This window comes from Paraburkholderia sp. BL17N1 (assembly GCF_003634175.1).
GTDB lineage: Bacteria > Pseudomonadota > Gammaproteobacteria > Burkholderiales > Burkholderiaceae > Paraburkholderia.
In genome coordinates, this window is the sequence record NZ_RBIW01000002.1 from 3,460,831 (window position 1) to 3,477,881 (window position 17,051).

Below are 17,051 nucleotides of genomic sequence, written 5' to 3' on the forward strand. Positions count from 1 at the left end.
GCTAAACCCGGTGTCCGTCTTGAATCAAGCAACGCCCTCCACCGTTTTATCCGACGCGGCCGCCACGCTGCGGCCCTCGGCGTGTCCGGGGCTGCTGCGCATCGTCGCCGCGCGCGACGGCGGGATTTGCCGGATCAAACTGCCCGGCGGCGAATTGAGCGCGGCGCAGGCTCGGGCGATCGCGGAGGCTAGCGCGCGGCACGCGGGCGGGGTGATCGAGTTGACCAATCGCGCGAATGTGCAGGTGCGTGGCGTGAAGCGCGGTGAAGAGGCGGCTTTGATCGCGGCTTTGATCGACGCCGGTCTTGGGCCGATGCCGGCGAACGGCGTGGCGGGCCGTGCGAACACGATGGCGGCGGCCGACGCTGTGAATGAATGGGCCTCGAAAGCCCCGGACGCAGCAGCGCAGCGAGTGGGCACTGCCCACGCACTCTCCGCCGCAGTCTCGGCCGACGACGTCCGCAACGTCATGATCAGCCCCGCTGCCGGACGCGATCCATTCGCGCTGTTCGACACACGCCCGCTGTGCGCCGAATTGCTCACTATGCTGCAAAGCGAAGCGCGTTTCGCGGCGCTGTCGCCGAAATTCGCACTGTTGCTGGACGGCGGCGAACGGCTCGCGAGAGTGGACCATCCGCACGATGTGTGGCTGGCGGCGTCGCAAGAGGCGGACGGCGTGCGGTTCGTGTTCGGGTTCGCGGGTTGTCCGCCTGTGAGCGCCTATGCCGGCGCGCTTATGCAACGCCAAAGCACCGTGCTTGCAAAACCGGGCGTGAACAACACAGGGGCTCTAGCCGCAATCCTGCCTTCACAAGTCCCGGCACTAGTACGCGCGCTGCTCCTCACATTCCTCGACCTCGCCGCCGCCGACGCCACACGCATGCGCCACCTGCTAACCGCGCATTCCGTCGACGCAGTACTGCATCACGCCCAGCGCTATCTCGACTTCCCACTGACGCGAAACGCGAAGCTCGCCAACTGGCACCGCATTACACCAGCCGACGCCAACCTTCGCCTTGGCGCTCACGCCCAACGCGTGCCCGGAGCCTGGCACGTCGGCGGCCAGCCACCGCTGGGACGTCTCGATGCAGACACGCTAACGGGACTCGCCACGCTGTCGCAACAGCACGGCAGCGCCACGCTTCACCTGACACCCTGGCAAAGCGTGCTATTACCCGACATCGCCACGCACGCCGTTCCGATCTTGTTGTCCGGCCTGAACGCCCTCGGTCTCGCCTGCGATCCCGCACACGCGATCACGCACCTGATCGCGTGCGCCGGATCGAGCGGCTGCGTGAAGGGCCTCGCCGACACCAAGAACGACGCGTTGCGCCTCGCGGCTCGGCTGCCAGCCGGCGTGGACGTGCATCTGAGCGGCTGCTTGCGCTCGTGCGCCGCCGCGCATTGCGCGCCGTTCACGCTGCTCGCCGCCGCGCCCGGCCTGTACGACCTTTATCGGCGCGACGGCCGGCCCGGCTTCGGCCAGTGCGTCGCGCGCCAACTGACGATCGGCGAGGCCGCCGACCTGCTCGAACGCCTCGCCCGGAGTGACACCGATGCTTGATTACATTCGCGACGGTCAGGAGATCTATCGCCAATCCTTCGCGACGATCCGTGCGGAGGCCGACTTGTCGCGCATTCCCGCCGACCTCGAAAAACTCGCGGTGCGCGTGATCCACGCATGCGGCATGGTCGATGTGATCGACGATCTGCAATTTTCCGCGGGCGCGGGCGCGGCGGGCCGCGCGGCGCTCGCGCAAGGCGCGCCGATCCTGTGCGATGCCGGCATGGTCGCGCAAGGCATCACGCGCGCGCGGCTGCCGGCGAACAACGAGGTCATCTGCACGCTGACGCATCCAGACGTGCCGTCGCTCGCACGTGAACTCGGCAATACGCGCTCGGCGGCCGCGCTCGAATTGTGGCGGCCGCAGCTGGCGAGCGGCGTGGTCGTGATCGGCAATGCGCCGACCGCCCTGTTTCATCTGCTCGATATGCTCGACGCCGGTGCGCCCAAACCCGCGCTGATTCTCGGCTTTCCAGTGGGTTTTGTCGGCGCGGCCGAATCGAAAGCCATGCTCGCGGACGACAGCCGCGGCGTGCCCTACGTGGTGGTGCATGGCCGGCGCGGCGGCAGCGCGATGGCGGCGGCCGCCGTGAACTCGCTCGCCACGGAGGTCGAATAAATGACGGCGCAAGGACGTTTGTTCGGCCTCGGCGTCGGCCCCGGCGACCCGGAACTCATCACCCTGAAGGCGGTGCGCTTGCTGAAGGCGGCGCCGGTGGTCGCGTACTTTGTCGCGAAGGGGAAGAAGGGCAACGCGTTCAGCATCATCGAAGCGCATTTGCACGATGCCCAGCAGCATCTGCCGCTCGTCTATCCCGTGACCACCGAAGCGCTCGAACCGCCGCTTTCCTATGAAGCGATCATCGCCGACTTCTACGACACCGCCGCGCAAATCGTCGCCACGCACCTCGACGCAGGCCGCGACGTCGCCGTGATCTGCGAAGGCGATCCGTTCTTCTACGGCTCGTACATGTACCTGCACGACCGGCTCGCGGCGCGCTACGAAAGCGAAGTCGTGCCCGGTGTGTGCTCGATGCTCGGCGGCGCCGCCGTGCTCGGCGCGCCGCTGGTGTATCGCAATCAAAGCTTGTCGGTGCTCTCGGGCGTGTTGCCCGAAGACGAGTTGCGTCGCCGTCTCGCCGATGCCGACGCCGCCGTCGTGATGAAACTCGGCCGCAACTTCGACAAGGTGCGGCGCGTGCTCGGCGAACTCGGTCTCGCGGACCGCGCGCTTTACGTCGAACGCGCGACGATGGGAAATCAGCGCATCGTGCCGCTCGCCGAAGTCGATCCCATGGCGTCGCCGTATTTTTCGCTGCTCGTGGTGCCGGGGGAAAAATGGCAAGGATGAGCGCACCCGCGATCGTCATTCTCGGCGCGGGCGCGCTGGCGACGGCGCGGCGCATCCAGGCGCTGTACGCGGGCAGCCAGGTGCATGCGTTGCAGGGACGCGTCGAGGCGGACGTGCCGTACAGCGAACTCGGCGCGCATCTGCGGGAACTGTATGCGCTCGGCACGCCGATCGTCGCATTGTGCGCGGCGGGTATCGTGATTCGTTGTCTGGCTCCGTCGTTGTCGAACAAGGGCGTCGAGCCGCCGGTGCTGGCCGTCGCCGAAGACGGCAGCGCGGTCGTGCCGCTGCTCGGCGGTCTCGCCGGCGTCAATGTGATGGCGCGCGAGATTGCCGCGCTGCTGGCTGTGCCACCGGCCATCACGACGAGCGGCGAACTGCGTTTCGGCACTTGCGTGCTGAATCCGCCCGAGGGCTATACGCTCGCCGATCTCGGCCAGGGCAAGCGCTTCGTGTCGGACCTGCTGGCCGGCGAGAGCACGCGCATCGAAGGCGAAGCGCCGTGGCTCGATGACGCGCAACTGCCCCGCTCCGACTCGGCGCGTCTTGCGATTCGCGTGACGCCGCGTGCATGGGACGGGCGCGAAGACGAGCTGGTGATTCATCCACGCAGCGTGGTCGCAGCGGTCACGGCCGTGGATGGCGAAATCGCGACACGCGTGCGCGAGGCACTGGACGCGCAGGGTCTCGCGCCGCTGTCGCTCGCGGCATTGCTGGCGTCTTCTGAGCGCATGGCCGACCCGGCGCTGATCGAGGCTGCAGCGAACCTGAACGTGCCGTTGCGTTTCGCGCTGACACGTCCCGACGATGGCGCGCCGCCGGCCAACCTGCTGCACGCCGCCTTGCGCATTCCGTACGAGACGCTGCACAACGACGCGGCGGCAGGCGTCGCGCTCGCGTTGGCGCCGCTCGCCATCGATCCTGACACGATCGGCCGCGCGCGTGGCCGACTGACTGTGATCGGCCTCGGCCCCGGCAGCGCCGATCTGATGGTGCCGGCCGCGCGCACGGCACTCACCGAAGCCACCGACATTCTCGGCTACGACACCTACGTGAAAATGGCCGGCCCATTGCGCGCCGACCAGCGCGTGCACGGCACGGACAATCGCGAGGAAATGCAACGCGCGCGGCATGCGTTCGAACTGGCGAGCGAGGGACGTTCCGTGGTGATGGTGTCGTCGGGCGATCCGGGTGTGTTCGCGATGGCGGCGGCGGTGCTCGAAGCGTTAGAGTCGTCGCTGAACACGGACTGGGCGGCGGTCGAGTTGTCGATCGTGCCGGGTGTATCGGCGGCGATGGCAACGGCGGCGCAAGCGGGTGCGCCGTTGGGTCACGACTTCTGCATGCTGTCGCTGTCCGACAATCTGAAGCCATGGACGATTATCGAAAAGCGTCTGAGGCATGCCGCCGAAGCGGATCTGGTGATGGCGTTTTATAACCCGATTTCGCGCGCACGGCCGTGGCAGTTGGATAAGGCGCTGGATATTGTGCGGGAATATCGTGCGACGCAGACTCAGGTGGTGCTGGGTCGTGATATTGGCCGCCCCGGCGGCACGCTGCGCACGCTCACGTTGGGCGAATTGCGTTCGTCCGATGTGGATATGCGAACGATGGTGATCGTGGGGTCGTCCATGACGCGGCGGTTTGGCGTTGGCGCCGGCGGCGCCGAATGGGTTTATACGCCGCGGTGGTATGAGTGACTGGGCAGGCGGTGGTTATGATGTTTTCCAGTGGATGAACCGGCGCATCGCGAGACAGCAAAAAATAAGAAGCACACCGACGCATAGCGTTGCTATCGCCCAATAAAGGTTGACGGCGAAATACGCCAGATAGTCGTCGGCATCTGCACCACCGCCGTGCCCCGTGACTGATTGATAGGCTTTGATAAACGCCTTCACAGGAAGGGGAATGTCGACGGTGTACCTGGCGAACAAGAGCGAAAGATACCAGCCAAGATCGCAACTGACGACGAACGCAAGTAAAGACATGACAGGCATGACAAAAAAAGGCAGGCTGGGAATCGCTTCGCCATTTTTCTTTGCGGTGAAGTAGCGGGACCCCCACCTTTTAAGTCCCGCCAGTCCCCACGCAAACAGCAACGTAGCGATCAGCCAGTAGAGCAGCAACGCGAGCACTTCCATATCGACAGGATTTGCGAGATATTCACCGCCGGTGTGGCGCAACCAGAACAGGATAAAAGCTTCCACACTGTCCGGCGTCTCGGTAAGAACGAAGTCAACAAGATACGTTGATCGCCACCCTTCCACCGCCGATATCAATATTAAGGCGATGTAAATCGAAAAATTGATTGCGAATCGCTGGTTCATTTCACGTCGACGGTTCCGTAGGCTCGCATGCCTGATCAATAATCAACAAGATTGGATCTATGCGCGATGTGACTATGAATCCGCCGGCGCACGCCGACCATAATTTTTTTTCCGCACAAACCGGCGTATCGCAAGGCAGCAAAGAATCACAGGCACGCCGATAGCCACCGTAGCTACCGCCCAGTAAAGATCCATCGCGTACAACAGCATGTCGAGATCTTGTTCCGACCTGGCGCTTTGGCCTGTGACTGACAGACAGAATCTGATAATCGCTTTGACAGGCAACGGTATATGGAACGGGTAGCGCGTGAGTGGGCTCGTTAGGTTCCATCCAAGGTAGCTAATAACGAGAAGCGCTATCAATGACGTAGCGAGTGTTACGGGCAAAGGAAGCTTGGGAATCGCGTCAGCGCTCTTCCGCGCAATTAGGCTGCGAGACACCCATCGTTCGAATCCGATGAGCACTACCGCGGTCAAAAACGTGGCGATCGTCCAGTAGAGAAGCAGCGCAAGCATTTCCATGTCGTCGGCATTGGCCAGATTATCATTGCCGCTGACCGAGAGTACTAGCCGAATGAATGCATCGACAGAAAGCGGCATTTCGAGAGGCATTAGTGTGAAGAGGCACGTCAGATACCACCCGCCGATAACAGAGCCGACAAGACAGGCAACGATGAGCAGTATTTTCAGCCCATATTTTTTTATCATTTCACTTCGACCGTCCCATAGGCCTTCATTGTCGTGCCAGGAACGGGCAGCGTGCGTCCGCGCGAGCGAATATACTTCTGTAGCCGCTCAAAGTCATTCGGCTGAGTCACAGTAATGCATCCTTCGCTCAATCGAAGCACACCCATTGGGTGCAACCTGAAATTGCCTCGTTTGATGCCGTTAATGTTGGTCGTGTCGCCAGAGACGGGATTCCATAGCATGAACCAGCTACGCCTGTCGGTGGAACCGCCGTACTCACCCAATAAGTCGCGAACCAGCCCGACAAAACCGCCTGATTTCCGATCAACCAGATAGTAGACGCCCTTGGGCAGAGGTCCGACATTCGGCACGGCCGTTTCATTGGGATTATCCCGGCCGCGACCGTTTCCTGAAAAAGCAGTGACCGGTACGGTTCCCTCACAAGTAAAGGTCGACACGGTCAGCCCATTCAAAACAAAAGTACACTTAACCGGCATATCCTCCTCCCCCGCCCGGTCAATTCGTCGTGTTGTTCTTGATATACAGAGTGGCAGTCACCGCACCGCCGCTTCCTCCCAGCGCGTTTTGCACGAAGTACTCATGCTTCATCGTCGAGAAAGACAGGTGAACATCTTCATGGCACTCGTCACCGCCGCCGATCGGTTCCACCTGGGTAATGATCACGTCGTACATCGTGATCTTCAGGTATTCGAACGGCATTCCCCCGGCCTTTCGCACAGCCAGCTTCACCTGATCCACATGCTTGCCGGTGAAGCAGTATTTGGCCAAATTCGGACTTGCGCGATCCAGTTTGTGCGTGAATTCCAGATCGGAAACGGTGGCCTTGCCGGCTCCGCCGCCGGAGCCCGACATCATGGTCGAGTCCTGTGAAACCTTCCAGCGCCAACCGATTACATCAATTTCGTTCAAATGCGAGGCGTCCTGCGATTCGCCGTCGATGCCGTTGATCTTGATGAACGTATCCTGTGCCATTGACTATCCCCGTGACATTGCGACTGTTCAGACGGTCGTCACGCGGACATGGTAGGCATTCGACACAAGCAGAATTGACTACTGTTGGCGAAAGGCTCAGACCGCGATGAAGACTCGGATCAGTAGTTTCCGGGGAAATATTGATCCCTGAAGACGGACCTTTCTGCAAATTCACGTTGATTCATCGGCGGCGCGGCTTCGCTCATGCAGCCTGCATCGATCGCGTCACGCCGCGCATCGTACCCCTAAGCCGCCACCTTCAAATCCTCAATCGCCCGCTGCCTCACGCCCAGGTCATCCCACAACTCCGGGTGGCAAGTGAACACCAGAATCTGATGGCGCGTGGCCGCGTCGATCAACGCGCGCTTGATCGCGTCGCGCCGCGCGGCGTCGGTATGCACCGCCGCGTCGTCGAGCATGAGCAAGGTCGGCCGGCCCGATGCCTTCAACAGATCCGCGTATGCGAGCCGGGTCAGAATGCCGAGTTGTTCGCGCGTGCCGAAGCTCAGCGCATCGAGCGTGTCCGCGCGGCCAAAGCGGTCCAGGGTCGCGGGACTCAGATCGTCGCCGAGCGCGATCGTGGATTGCGGGAAAATCCGTTTCAGATAATGCCCGAGCCGCTCGGTCAGCGGTGCGCGCAATTGCGCGACCGCGGCATCGCGTTCGTCGACCAGCACTTCGTCGAGCAGGCTCAACGCGCTCGCGCGCAAGCTCAGTTCGTCTTTGCGCCGCGTCGCCTGCTCGACCTTGGCTTCCACCGCCGCCAAACGCTCGCCGAGACCGGACGCGCCGGCCGTCTCCAGTTGACCGCGCAACGCCGCGATCTTCACCTGCCGCTCGTTCTGCTCGCCGCGCGCGAGTTCCGCCGACGCGCGATAGCGCTTCGCCTCAGCCGCCGGGTCGTCGAGACGTGCCGCTTCCAGTTCGCGCTCGCGCCCTTCGCGCTGCTTGCGCAAGGCCTCGACCTGCACGCGTTGTTCGACGATCTTCGCCTGCCACTGCGCGCGGTTGCGACGGAACGCTTCGTCGTCCAGTTGCGCCTGCTTGCGCTGCAATTGATCAGCGAGCGATTCCGCGTTCGCCATGCCGGTCGATTTTTTGTCGGCCGCCTGCGTTAGCACTTTTCTGGCGGCTTCCAACGCGTCGCGCGCGATCTCGGCGTTGCGGCGCGCTTCGTCGAGCGGCGGCGCAGCGGAAACGTCGGGCAGACCCGCGAGCCGCCCATTGGCGGCCTGCATGCGCGCCGCAGCCGTCGCCGACGCTGCGCGCAGCGCGTCGATGCCCTGCGGCGCGTGCACGTCGAGAATCTTTGCCTGGCTTTTCTGCTGCGCGAGCGCCGCCTTCCAGCGCTCGTGCCGCGCTTCGCCCTCACCGAGCGACGCGACGCCGAGCGCCTGCAACAACTGCGCATGCTGGGCTTCGAGCGACGCGAGTTCGGACAAACGCGCCGGCAGATCGGAGACACCCGGAATCACCCGCAATTCACCGAGCGCGCCAAGGCCGATCCGCTTCTCTTCGTCCACACGCAGGACGCCCTCGCCGCTCACCGGTTTTTCGTCGACGGTAATCGCGCCATTCAGGCGATATTCGATGCGGGTCATCGCTGCTTCAGTGCGAGCACGCAACACACTCAGCTCACTGCCGAGCGCGGCGAGCCGCTTGAGCTTAGCCTTGTCGATTTCGAGCGTGGCCGCTTCGCGCGCGGCTTCGAGCACGGCGTCGTTAGCCCTGCTGGCGGCGGCGATCGACGCTTCGAGCCGCTCGCTTTCCGCGCGAAAGAGTCCGATCTGGCTGCGCAAATCGGCCGCGGTCACGGCTGCGTTAGCCAGTTCGAGCGCGCGGTTGGCATCGGCGAAAGCCTGCTCGAATTGCGTCACGCCGGCCGCGGCATCCGCGTGTTCGGCCTGGACCGCCGCGACGCTCGCACGCAGCGCGTCGAGTTGCAGGCGCTCGCGCGCGACGGCCGCTTCCAGGTCGAGCGCATTCTGCTCCTGCTGCAATGGCAAAGCCAGTTCGGCTTCACTTGCTTTCAGCGACTGCTCAAGTCCTTTGAGGCTGCCTTCGAGTTGCACGACGGCGTCGGCGCGCAATTGCGCCTGCAACGCCTTCTGCTCGTGAACCTCCCACGGGCGTTTGCGCTGCGTATCGTCGAAGGTTTGTTGCTGTGTGGCGAGACTTGCAATGTTCGCCTCGAACTGTTGACGCTGCTGTTCGAGATCAGCGCGCTCCTCGATCAGGCGCGTGAGGGTCTGTTCGGCCTCGGCGAGCGGACCAGTGGACTTCTGCGTGCGCGCGGTGAGCAGTTGCCGAAGCTCGCGCTGCACGGCGGCGATCAACGCGTCCTCGCCCGCCGATTCGCGGCCGCCCGACAGTTGCGATAACGCGTCGCGCAGATACTGCGCCGCGTGGCCGGTGGAATCGCGCATCTCCTGCGTGCCGCCTTGCTGCACCCACAGCAAGCCAGGAACGCCCGCGTTCTCCGCCTTCAACGGCCCACGCGCGGGGCGTGAAAAACCGAGCAAGGCGGCGAGCTTGTCTTCGGCTTCATCTTCACCGAACGCGCTCTGGCCGATCCTCAGCTCGCAACGCTGCCGCGTGACGAACTGCTTCGACAAGCGGCACGCGATGCCGTCCAGTTCGAAGCTCACTTCGACCGACGGCTGCCCGCTCGCCTTGCCCCATGGCAACAGGTCTTTCAGATGGGAGGCCTTGTAGCGCTCCAGAAACACCGCGCGCACGGCTTCGGCAATGGTGCTCTTGCCGGCTTCGTTCGGACCGACGAACAGATTCAGACCGGGCTGCAGATCGTCGATGACGAGTTTCCCGGTGAACTGCTTGAACTCCTGAATCGCAATACTTTGCAGCTTCATGCGGACCTCGCTTCGCGCGGCAGTTCACGTTGAAAACGCGCCAGCAGCAGCAATGCCTCGGCCGCGCGCTTGATCTCTTGCGGGTCGGACTGCGGGTTCTCCTGCAAGCCGCGCAGACGCGCCACCACTTTCGCGAGGTAGCCGCTCTGCGCGCCGAGTTCGGCGAGATCGTCGTCGGTGGGCAGCACTTGCAGGCCGCTCAGGTCGACGCGCAAGGCTCGCACGCGCGCGCGAGCTTCTTCCACCGCGACGTGAAGCGCTTCGGCGTCGGCGAGCGCTACCGTACCGCCGACCGTCACGCGCAACACGTCGTGGCTGCCTAGCGTGGCGAGGCGCGCCTTGAGCGAATCCACATCGGTCGGCACGGCGATGGTTTCCTCCCACCGATGCCATTGATATTGACCGACCCGCACCGGCTCGACCACCGGCGCCGCGCCCGGCTCGCTCAAGGTGACATCGAGCATGAAGCCCGGATCGTTGGCGCGGAAGCGGTCCTGCTCGTGCGTGCCCGCGTACCAGACGCGCTCATCGACACGCAGATGCCCGTGCCAGTCGCCGAGCGCCAGATAATCCAGACGCGCGCTCGCGGCACGCGTCGGCGCGATGGGATTCGACGAGTCGATGCCTTCCTGCAGAATTCCGCTCACGCTGCCGTGCGCGAGCCCGACGCGGTGATAGCCAGGCGGCGTCTCCGCAGTATCGAAGAAACCGGTGGTGTCGTCATACGTGATGCGCTGCGTGAGCGGCGCGCACAAAAGCGCGCAGCGGCAGTCGTCCAGCAGCACGACACCGGGTTCGAGCACCACGCGCACATTCGGCGCGACGCAGTTCAGGCGCTGCGCGCGCGTCCACACGCTCTCGACGAGCGCGGCATCGTGATTGCCCGGCAACATGATCCACGGCCCGGCGAACGCTTGCAGCGCGCCGAACAAACGGCGGATCACCGTGTCGGAGACGGTTTGCAGATCGAAGACGTCGCCGGCCACGAGCACCGCATCCACATTGCGCGCGGCGGCTTCTGCCGCGATCCGGCGCACGGTCTCGAAGCGTGCCTCGGCGAGATGCGCCGCCTCGTCCGGCTCGAACTGGCCGAATTGCGTGCCGATCTGCCAGTCCGCGGTGTGCAGAAACCTGATCACTGTGCCTCCTTCCGTTTCATTCCGCCCAATTGCAACTGTCTCGCCAGGCGAGCCGGCGCAGTCTAACCGCAGATGTTACCGTGCCCGCGCGGCAAAGCTAGCCCTCGACAACGATCGCACCTGGCCCGGCGCCGCCGAGCGGCGCTACACTCGCGATTCCGGACGCGCGCGTGGAGCGCGCCGCATGATTTCAATCGACCTGGACCCGCTGCCCGCCGCCGATGAACAAAGCAATCGAATTGAAGAAGGCCAAGCGCACCCCACTCCTGCTGTTGATCGCCGCCGCCTGCGTTTTCGTGGTGACCGCGTTCATGCCGCGCGGCATCTGGGTGGACGGCATCAAGGCGGTGGCCGAGGCCGCGATGGTGGGCGCGCTCGCCGACTGGTTCGCGGTCGCCGCCCTGTTTCGCCGCGTGCCGATCCCGGTCGTCTCCGCGCACACCGCGATCATTCCGAGGAACAAGCACAAGATCGCCGACAACCTCGCGGTGTTCGTGCAGGACAAGTTCCTGGATGTGCCTTCACTGCTCGGCCTGATCCAGAAGCACGACCCCGCGCGCACCATCACCGCGTGGCTGACGCAGCCGGAAAACACCGCCCGTTTAGGCGACTACGTCGTCAAGCTCACCAGCGGCATTCTCGAATTGACCGACGACGTGCGCATTCAGGTTTTCATCAAGGACGCGCTGCGCGACGTGCTGGCCAAGGTGGATCTGTCGCAATCGATGGGCTCGATTGTCGACACGCTCACCAAGGACGGCCGCCATCAGGAACTGCTCGACGCCGGCATCGAACAGGTGGTGGCGCTGCTGCGCGAACCGCACGCGCGCGAGTTCATCGCCGAGCGGATCGTCGAATGGGTGAAAGGCGAATACCCGAAGATGGAGAAGATCCTGCCTTCGGCATGGCTCGGAGAGAAAGGCGCCGAAGCCATCGCCAACGCGGTAAATCGCATGCTCGAACAGATCAGCGAGAATCCTACGCATGAACTGCGTCAGAAGTTCGACGACGCGGCGCACAAGCTGATCGTGAAGCTCAAAACCGATCCCGCGTTCCTGCAAAAGGGCGAGGAACTGAAACGCTATCTGGTGGAAGGCGACGCGCTCAGTTCGTATGTGAAAGACATGTGGGGCGAATTGCGCGCGTGGCTCAAGCGCGATCTGCAAAGCAGCGACTCGGCCCTGCACGCGCGCGTGGTGGCAATGGGCCAATGGGTCGGCCGCGAACTCGCGCACGATCCGGCGTTGCGCCAGTCGCTCAACGATCACCTCGAAGAAGCCGCGCGCACAATGGCGCCGGACTTCGCGCGGTTCCTGACGCGCCATATCAGCGACACCGTGAAGAACTGGGACTCGCATGAAATGTCGCGGCAGATCGAGCTGAACATTGGTAAGGATCTGCAATACATCCGCATCAACGGGACGATCGTGGGCGGCTTTATCGGCCTGTTGCTGTACGCGAGCTCGCAATTGCTGGGCTTGCTGCGTCTGCACATGGGATGAGCAGGCCGCCCTGCGTCAAAGCGCCTACAATCCGGGCATACGAATTGCTCATGCGTTTGGCCCGGACACCCTCTCACGGTCCGCGAGCAGCCCTTATAAAAACGACAGCACGTCTCAATCGGAAAGTGTGCTCATGAAAATCTCGTTACCGCCAACTGAGCGGCCGAACCGCGTTTACCCGCCGGGCACGCCGAGTCTGCACGGGCTTGCGTCGGTGATTACCGGCGTGGTGGTGGTGTGCGGCTTGTACTTCGGCCGCGCGGTGTTGATCCCGATCACGCTGTCGGTGTTGCTCAGTTTCCTGCTCGCTCCCCTCGTACAGATGTTGCGGCGTTTCCATATGGGGCAATTGCCGTCAATTTTTATCGCCGTATTGTTCGCGTTGGCCAGCTTACTCGCCGTCGGTGCGCTGATCACCGCGCAACTGGTGCAACTCGCGGCCGACCTGCCGCAGTATCAGGAGGCGATCGAGCAGAAGATCGAAACGGTGCAGGAAAAAACCGTCGGCCGCGCCGATTCGCTGATGAGCCGCGCCGCCGTCGCGTTGCAGCGCGTGTCCCCGCCCAAGCCGAACCCACCGCGCCCCACCGGACGCGCCGCGCGCAATGCGCCCGCCGTGCCGCAGCCGGTCGAAGTGCACGAACCCTCGCCCACGCCGATGCAGCTCGCGCAACGCGCGTTGTCGCCGGCCATCGCGCCGATCGAAACGACCTTTATCGTGCTGGTTGTGACGATCTTCATCCTGCTGCAACGCGAGGATTTGCGCGACCGTTTGATCAGCCTGTTCGGCTCACGCGATCTGCACCGCACCACCACCGCGATCAACGACGCCGCCGTGCGGCTGTCGCGCTACTTCGTCGCGCAACTCGGGGTGAATCTGAGCGCGGGCGGTGTGATCGCCATCGGGCTCGCGATCATCGGCGTGCCGGGGGCGCTGCTGTTCGGCGTGATCGCCGCATTGCTGCGCTTCGTGCCGTATATCGGCATCTGGATCGCCGCGATTCTCGCCGTCTTCCTTGCGGCCGCGATCCAGCCGCAATGGACCATGGCGGTCTATACGCTGATCCTGTTCATTGTCGTCGACTTGGTGGCCGGACAGATCGCGGAGCCGCTGCTCTACGGTCACCGTTCCGGCCTTTCGCCGCTCGCGGTCGTGGTGGCGGCGATTTTCTGGAGCTGGCTGTGGGGGCCGATCGGTCTCGTGCTGTCGACGCCGCTCACGTTGTGCGTGGTCACGCTGGGCCGCTACGCCGACCGGCTGAACTTTCTCACGGTGCTGCTGGGCGACCAGCCCGCGCTCACGCCCGCGCAGAACTTCTATCAGCGGCTGCTCGCGGACGATCCGCACGAGGCGATCGTGCAGGCGGAGCGCCTGCTGCGCGAGATGTCGCTGATCGACTATTACGACAAGGTCGCGCTCGAAGGTCTCAAGCTCGCCCGCAACGACGCAATGCGCGGCGTGCTGATGCCGGACCAGTTGCAGCGTATCAACGACGCGCTGGTGGACATCGTCGAAAACCTCGAGATCGCGGACGGCTTGCCGGACCGCCTCGCACGCAGCGAACCCGCCGATACCGCGAGCGCGCTGCTCGCTTCGGCCTCGGCCGATCTGTCCGAGCGGCACGACAGCCACGTTTCAGCGCACCCACGGATGCGCTCCGAAGCGGCAAAAACGTCCGTGCTGTGCGTACCCGGCCGCGGTTCGTTCGACGAAGTCACCACCGCGATCGCCGTGCAACTGCTCGCCCGCCAGGGCCTCGCGCCGATGATGGCCACGCACTCGGGCTATCGCAGCGCACGCGCCGACGAACCGAGCTTCAAGGACGCGCCGATCATCTGCATCGTCTCGCTCGATGCGCCCGAATCGCCGCCGTATCTGCGCAACATGCTGCGGCGCACGCGCGAATGGCGGCCGCGCGCGACGCTGGTGGTCGGCGTCGGCGGTGTGCCGGAGGGCGGCGCGGAGATGGGCGCGACCGGCGCTTCGCACTCGGCGCCCACCTTCCGCGTGATGATCGAAGAATGCCTGGCGGCGTCGAGCTTGCAGCACGCGCGCCACGTTTCGCATGTGGGCGGCGCGGATTGAGCGCGGTTCCGCGGTGATCCAGGCGGCATGAGAGGCGCGGCGTCGGCATGCGCCTCGGGCATCTCCCTCGATCCGATCTTCCCCACTGCCGAAGTCGGCCGAAGGGAACTTCACCGGTTCATCTGGCCATCGGTCATGATCATTTCCGTCGGCTCGGTGGCGGCCAGTATCACCGGCGCCCGCGCGGGACGCGGGCCATCGGCCGGCAACAACGGATCGGCCCTGGCACTCGCCTCGGCAGTGCGGGCCGCGTCCATCAACGCTTGCGGCGGCGCCGCGCGCACGCTCCATTGGCCGGTCAGCGACGCGGCGACGTACCAGTAACCCGCGGCATGCAGAAATAACGTGCCGCCGGCGTCCTGCAGCAAGAGCGCACGGCTGTTGAGCGCCCGCTGATAGGGCGTGCCGCTGACCGGCCGCCAGACCGGCGGACCGTCCACGAGAACCAGCACAGTGGGCCGCGTGGCGAAAACGATGCGCGGAGCCTCGTTCTTCACGGCCATGCCTCGCGCGGCCGCGCGTTGTTTCGACGCCGCGTAGCTGGTCTGCAGTTCGTCAAGCGACGTAGTCAGTCCCGCTGCCGGCAAGTGCGACACCAATACCTGTCTGATCCGATCGGCGATGCCTGGGTTGGTCGGCACTTCCACGCTGACGATTTCGACATGGCTAAGTTGCGCGAGCCCCGCCAACCTGTCGGTTTCGGCAATCGCGGAGAAATGCGCGACGCCGTAAGTCGGCGCGCCCCCGCTCGGCCCGACGGCTATCGCGGCGCGGCCCGACAGGCGATTGCCTTCCCAAGTCTCAATCTGCGGTTGATAGAGCTCGACGTGCTCGCTGTCGTCATCGAAGTTGCGCGGCCAGATCGACGGTGCGGGCGAGCCGCGAGGGTTCGCCGCCTCGGTATGCGAGCCCCACCACGCGAGGCAGGTCGTTGCAATAAGCATCGTCAGGCTTCTGGTTATTCTGGACATCTGATTGAACTCCGGATTCGGTTTCGACGTTCTGGTCTGCCTTCGCTTGCGTCGCCGCGATGGTTGCGCTTTCGGATGCGAACCCCGGGGCGCTTCTTATCGCACTTCGTTTTCTGGAATGTTCGTGTCCTGCGTCACGCTGGCTGGCGCGTCCGCGCCCCAGCCGCCGCCCAGCGCCTTGTAAAGCGTGACGAGTGAGATGTATTCGCTGCTGCGGGTTTGCGTGTAGGCGAGTTGCGCACTGAACAGACTGCGTTCGGCGTCGAGGACTTCCATGTAGCTGGTGTAGCCGCCTTCGTAGCGTTCTCGCGCGAGCCTTGCGTACACGCTCAGCGCGTCGACCTGTCGTTCTTGCGCGCGCAAGCGCTCACGCGACGTTTCGACGTTGAGCAGCGCGTCGCTGACTTCCTGGAATGCGGTCTGAACCGACTTCTGATACACATACAGCGCCTGTTGCTGCCGCGCTTTGGCTTGTTCGACCTGTCCCGCGATGTTCCCGGCGGAGAAGATCGGCTGCGTGAGCGCGCCCGCGAACGACCACGTGTTCGCCGGTCCGCTGAAGAGCCTCGTCAAATGCGTGCTCGACGAGCCGAGCAGCCCCGTGAGCGAAACCTGCGGAAAATAAAGCGCACGCGCGGCGCCGATCGAAGCGTTGGCGGAGATCAGGTTCTGTTCGGCCTGCAGCACATCCGGACGACGCCCGAGCAATGCCGACGGCAAACCCGCCGGCACGCCGGGAGGCTGGAGCTGATCGAGCGCGCGGCCACGCAGAATGGGGCCCGGGTTATTGCCGAGCAGAACCGAGAGCGCGTCTTCCTGCTGTCCGATTTGCGCCTCGACGGCCGGAATGTCCGCCAGCGACGCCTCGTATTCCGACTGACTTTGCGCCAGTTCGACCTGCGAGATTTGCCCGCCCCTGAAGCGCAGCTCGAATACTTTCACCGACGCGGCACGGCTCGCCGCGGTCGTTTTTGCAATCGCGAGTTGCTGGTCGAGACCGCGCAAGTTGATATAGGCGGTGGCCACCGACGCGACAAGCGTGAGGATGGTGGCCCGCCGGCCCTCCTCGCTGGCGAGCAGATTCGCGCGTGCGGCCTCTGTCTGGCGCCGCACGCGGCCGAATACGTCGATCTCCCATGAGATGGGCAACGTGGCATTGAACGCGTTGTAGACCGTGCCGAGACCCGCCGGCAGCGAAGCTTGCGCAAGCGGAGAGACACGCTGTCGGCTCGCGTCGAGACCGGCGCCGACCTGCGGGAACAACTGCGAACGCGCGCTGACGAATTGTCCGCGGAACTCGTCGACCCGGGCCGCGGCGATTTTCAGATCGCGGTTTTGCGCGAGCGCCGTTGCGATCAGTTCGTTCAGCACCGGATCGCCAAATTGCATCCACCACGCGGCGTCGGCGATTTGCACCTGCGTGCCGTCCGCAAAGCGGAACGCCGCGGGCGTTTCGATAGACGGCCTGACATAGTCGGGGCCCAACACGCAGCCGCCGAGGCAGAGGCAAAACGCGGCTGCGGAAATGAGAGAAAAACCTGAAACGATTGCACGCATGTTG

At 64.2% G+C, this 17,051-nt stretch carries 14 protein-coding genes; 6 read left to right on the plus strand and 8 right to left on the minus strand.

Annotated features, from left to right (window positions below; genetic code table 11):
• The first annotated feature begins 19 nt into the window (after positions 1–19).
• The 4 genes from cobG to cobJ are packed head-to-tail and all read left to right on the plus strand — an operon-like array spanning position 20 to position 4,615.
• Entirely contained in the window at positions 20–1,564 is a 1,545-nt protein-coding gene (cobG, locus tag B0G82_RS35465; RefSeq protein WP_277872813.1) for a precorrin-3B synthase, read from the plus strand.
• The gene (locus B0G82_RS35470; protein ID WP_121310658.1) at positions 1,557–2,183 is read left to right on the plus strand and encodes a precorrin-8X methylmutase; all 627 of its coding nucleotides are present in this window, start codon (positions 1,557–1,559) and stop codon (positions 2,181–2,183) included. The genes cobG and B0G82_RS35470 overlap by 8 nt, the downstream gene beginning before the upstream one ends.
• Entirely contained in the window at positions 2,184–2,915 is a 732-nt protein-coding gene (locus tag B0G82_RS35475) for a precorrin-2 C(20)-methyltransferase (protein ID WP_121310660.1), read from the plus strand.
• Entirely contained in the window at positions 2,912–4,615 is a 1,704-nt protein-coding gene (cobJ, locus tag B0G82_RS35480; protein WP_121310661.1) for a precorrin-3B C(17)-methyltransferase, read from the plus strand. The genes B0G82_RS35475 and cobJ overlap by 4 nt, the downstream gene beginning before the upstream one ends.
• A gap of 15 nt (positions 4,616–4,630) precedes the next feature.
• Here the strand turns inward: cobJ and B0G82_RS35485 are convergent, their stop codons facing one another.
• The 6 genes from B0G82_RS35485 to B0G82_RS35510 all read right to left on the minus strand — a co-directional run bounded on the left by B0G82_RS35485 (position 4,631) and on the right by B0G82_RS35510 (position 10,931).
• The gene (locus tag B0G82_RS35485; protein WP_121310663.1) at positions 4,631–5,242 is read right to left on the minus strand and encodes a hypothetical protein; all 612 of its coding nucleotides are present in this window, start codon (positions 5,240–5,242) and stop codon (positions 4,631–4,633) included.
• 72 nt (positions 5,243–5,314) lie between these two features.
• A complete protein-coding gene (locus B0G82_RS35490) occupies positions 5,315–5,950 on the minus strand; it encodes a hypothetical protein (RefSeq protein WP_121310665.1) in 636 nt (211 codons plus the stop codon).
• The gene (locus B0G82_RS35495) at positions 5,947–6,426 is read right to left on the minus strand and encodes a DUF2778 domain-containing protein (RefSeq protein WP_121310667.1); all 480 of its coding nucleotides are present in this window, start codon (positions 6,424–6,426) and stop codon (positions 5,947–5,949) included. The genes B0G82_RS35490 and B0G82_RS35495 overlap by 4 nt, the downstream gene beginning before the upstream one ends.
• 19 nt (positions 6,427–6,445) lie before the next feature.
• Positions 6,446–6,922, minus strand: a complete 477-nt coding sequence (locus B0G82_RS35500) for a type VI secretion system tube protein Hcp (RefSeq protein WP_121310668.1) — start codon at positions 6,920–6,922, stop codon at positions 6,446–6,448.
• A gap of 245 nt (positions 6,923–7,167) precedes the next feature.
• On the minus strand, positions 7,168–9,792 hold the full coding sequence (locus tag B0G82_RS35505; protein WP_121310670.1) for an AAA family ATPase: 2,625 nt from the start codon (positions 9,790–9,792) through the stop codon (positions 7,168–7,170).
• Complete coding sequence (locus B0G82_RS35510; protein WP_121310672.1) at positions 9,789–10,931, minus strand: DNA repair exonuclease; 1,143 nt, start codon at positions 10,929–10,931, stop codon at positions 9,789–9,791. Before B0G82_RS35510 ends, B0G82_RS35505 begins: the two co-directional genes overlap by 4 nt.
• Positions 10,932–11,152: 221 nt before the next feature.
• Here B0G82_RS35510 and B0G82_RS35515 point away from each other — a divergent pair, with 221 nt between their 5' ends.
• Both B0G82_RS35515 and B0G82_RS35520 read left to right on the plus strand, forming a co-directional pair.
• A complete protein-coding gene (locus B0G82_RS35515; protein ID WP_121310674.1) occupies positions 11,153–12,433 on the plus strand; it encodes a DUF445 family protein in 1,281 nt (426 codons plus the stop codon).
• A gap of 133 nt (positions 12,434–12,566) precedes the next feature.
• Entirely contained in the window at positions 12,567–14,519 is a 1,953-nt protein-coding gene (locus tag B0G82_RS35520) for an AI-2E family transporter (protein WP_121310676.1), read from the plus strand.
• A 110-nt stretch (positions 14,520–14,629) separates the two neighbouring features.
• On the opposite strand, the gene B0G82_RS35525 is transcribed toward B0G82_RS35520, so the two are convergent.
• On the minus strand, positions 14,630–15,463 hold the full coding sequence (locus B0G82_RS35525; protein WP_241974974.1) for a hypothetical protein: 834 nt from the start codon (positions 15,461–15,463) through the stop codon (positions 14,630–14,632).
• A gap of 123 nt (positions 15,464–15,586) precedes the next feature.
• Positions 15,587–17,047, minus strand: a complete 1,461-nt coding sequence (locus tag B0G82_RS35530) for an efflux transporter outer membrane subunit (protein ID WP_121311058.1) — start codon at positions 17,045–17,047, stop codon at positions 15,587–15,589.
• Positions 17,048–17,051: the final 4 nt, after the last annotated feature.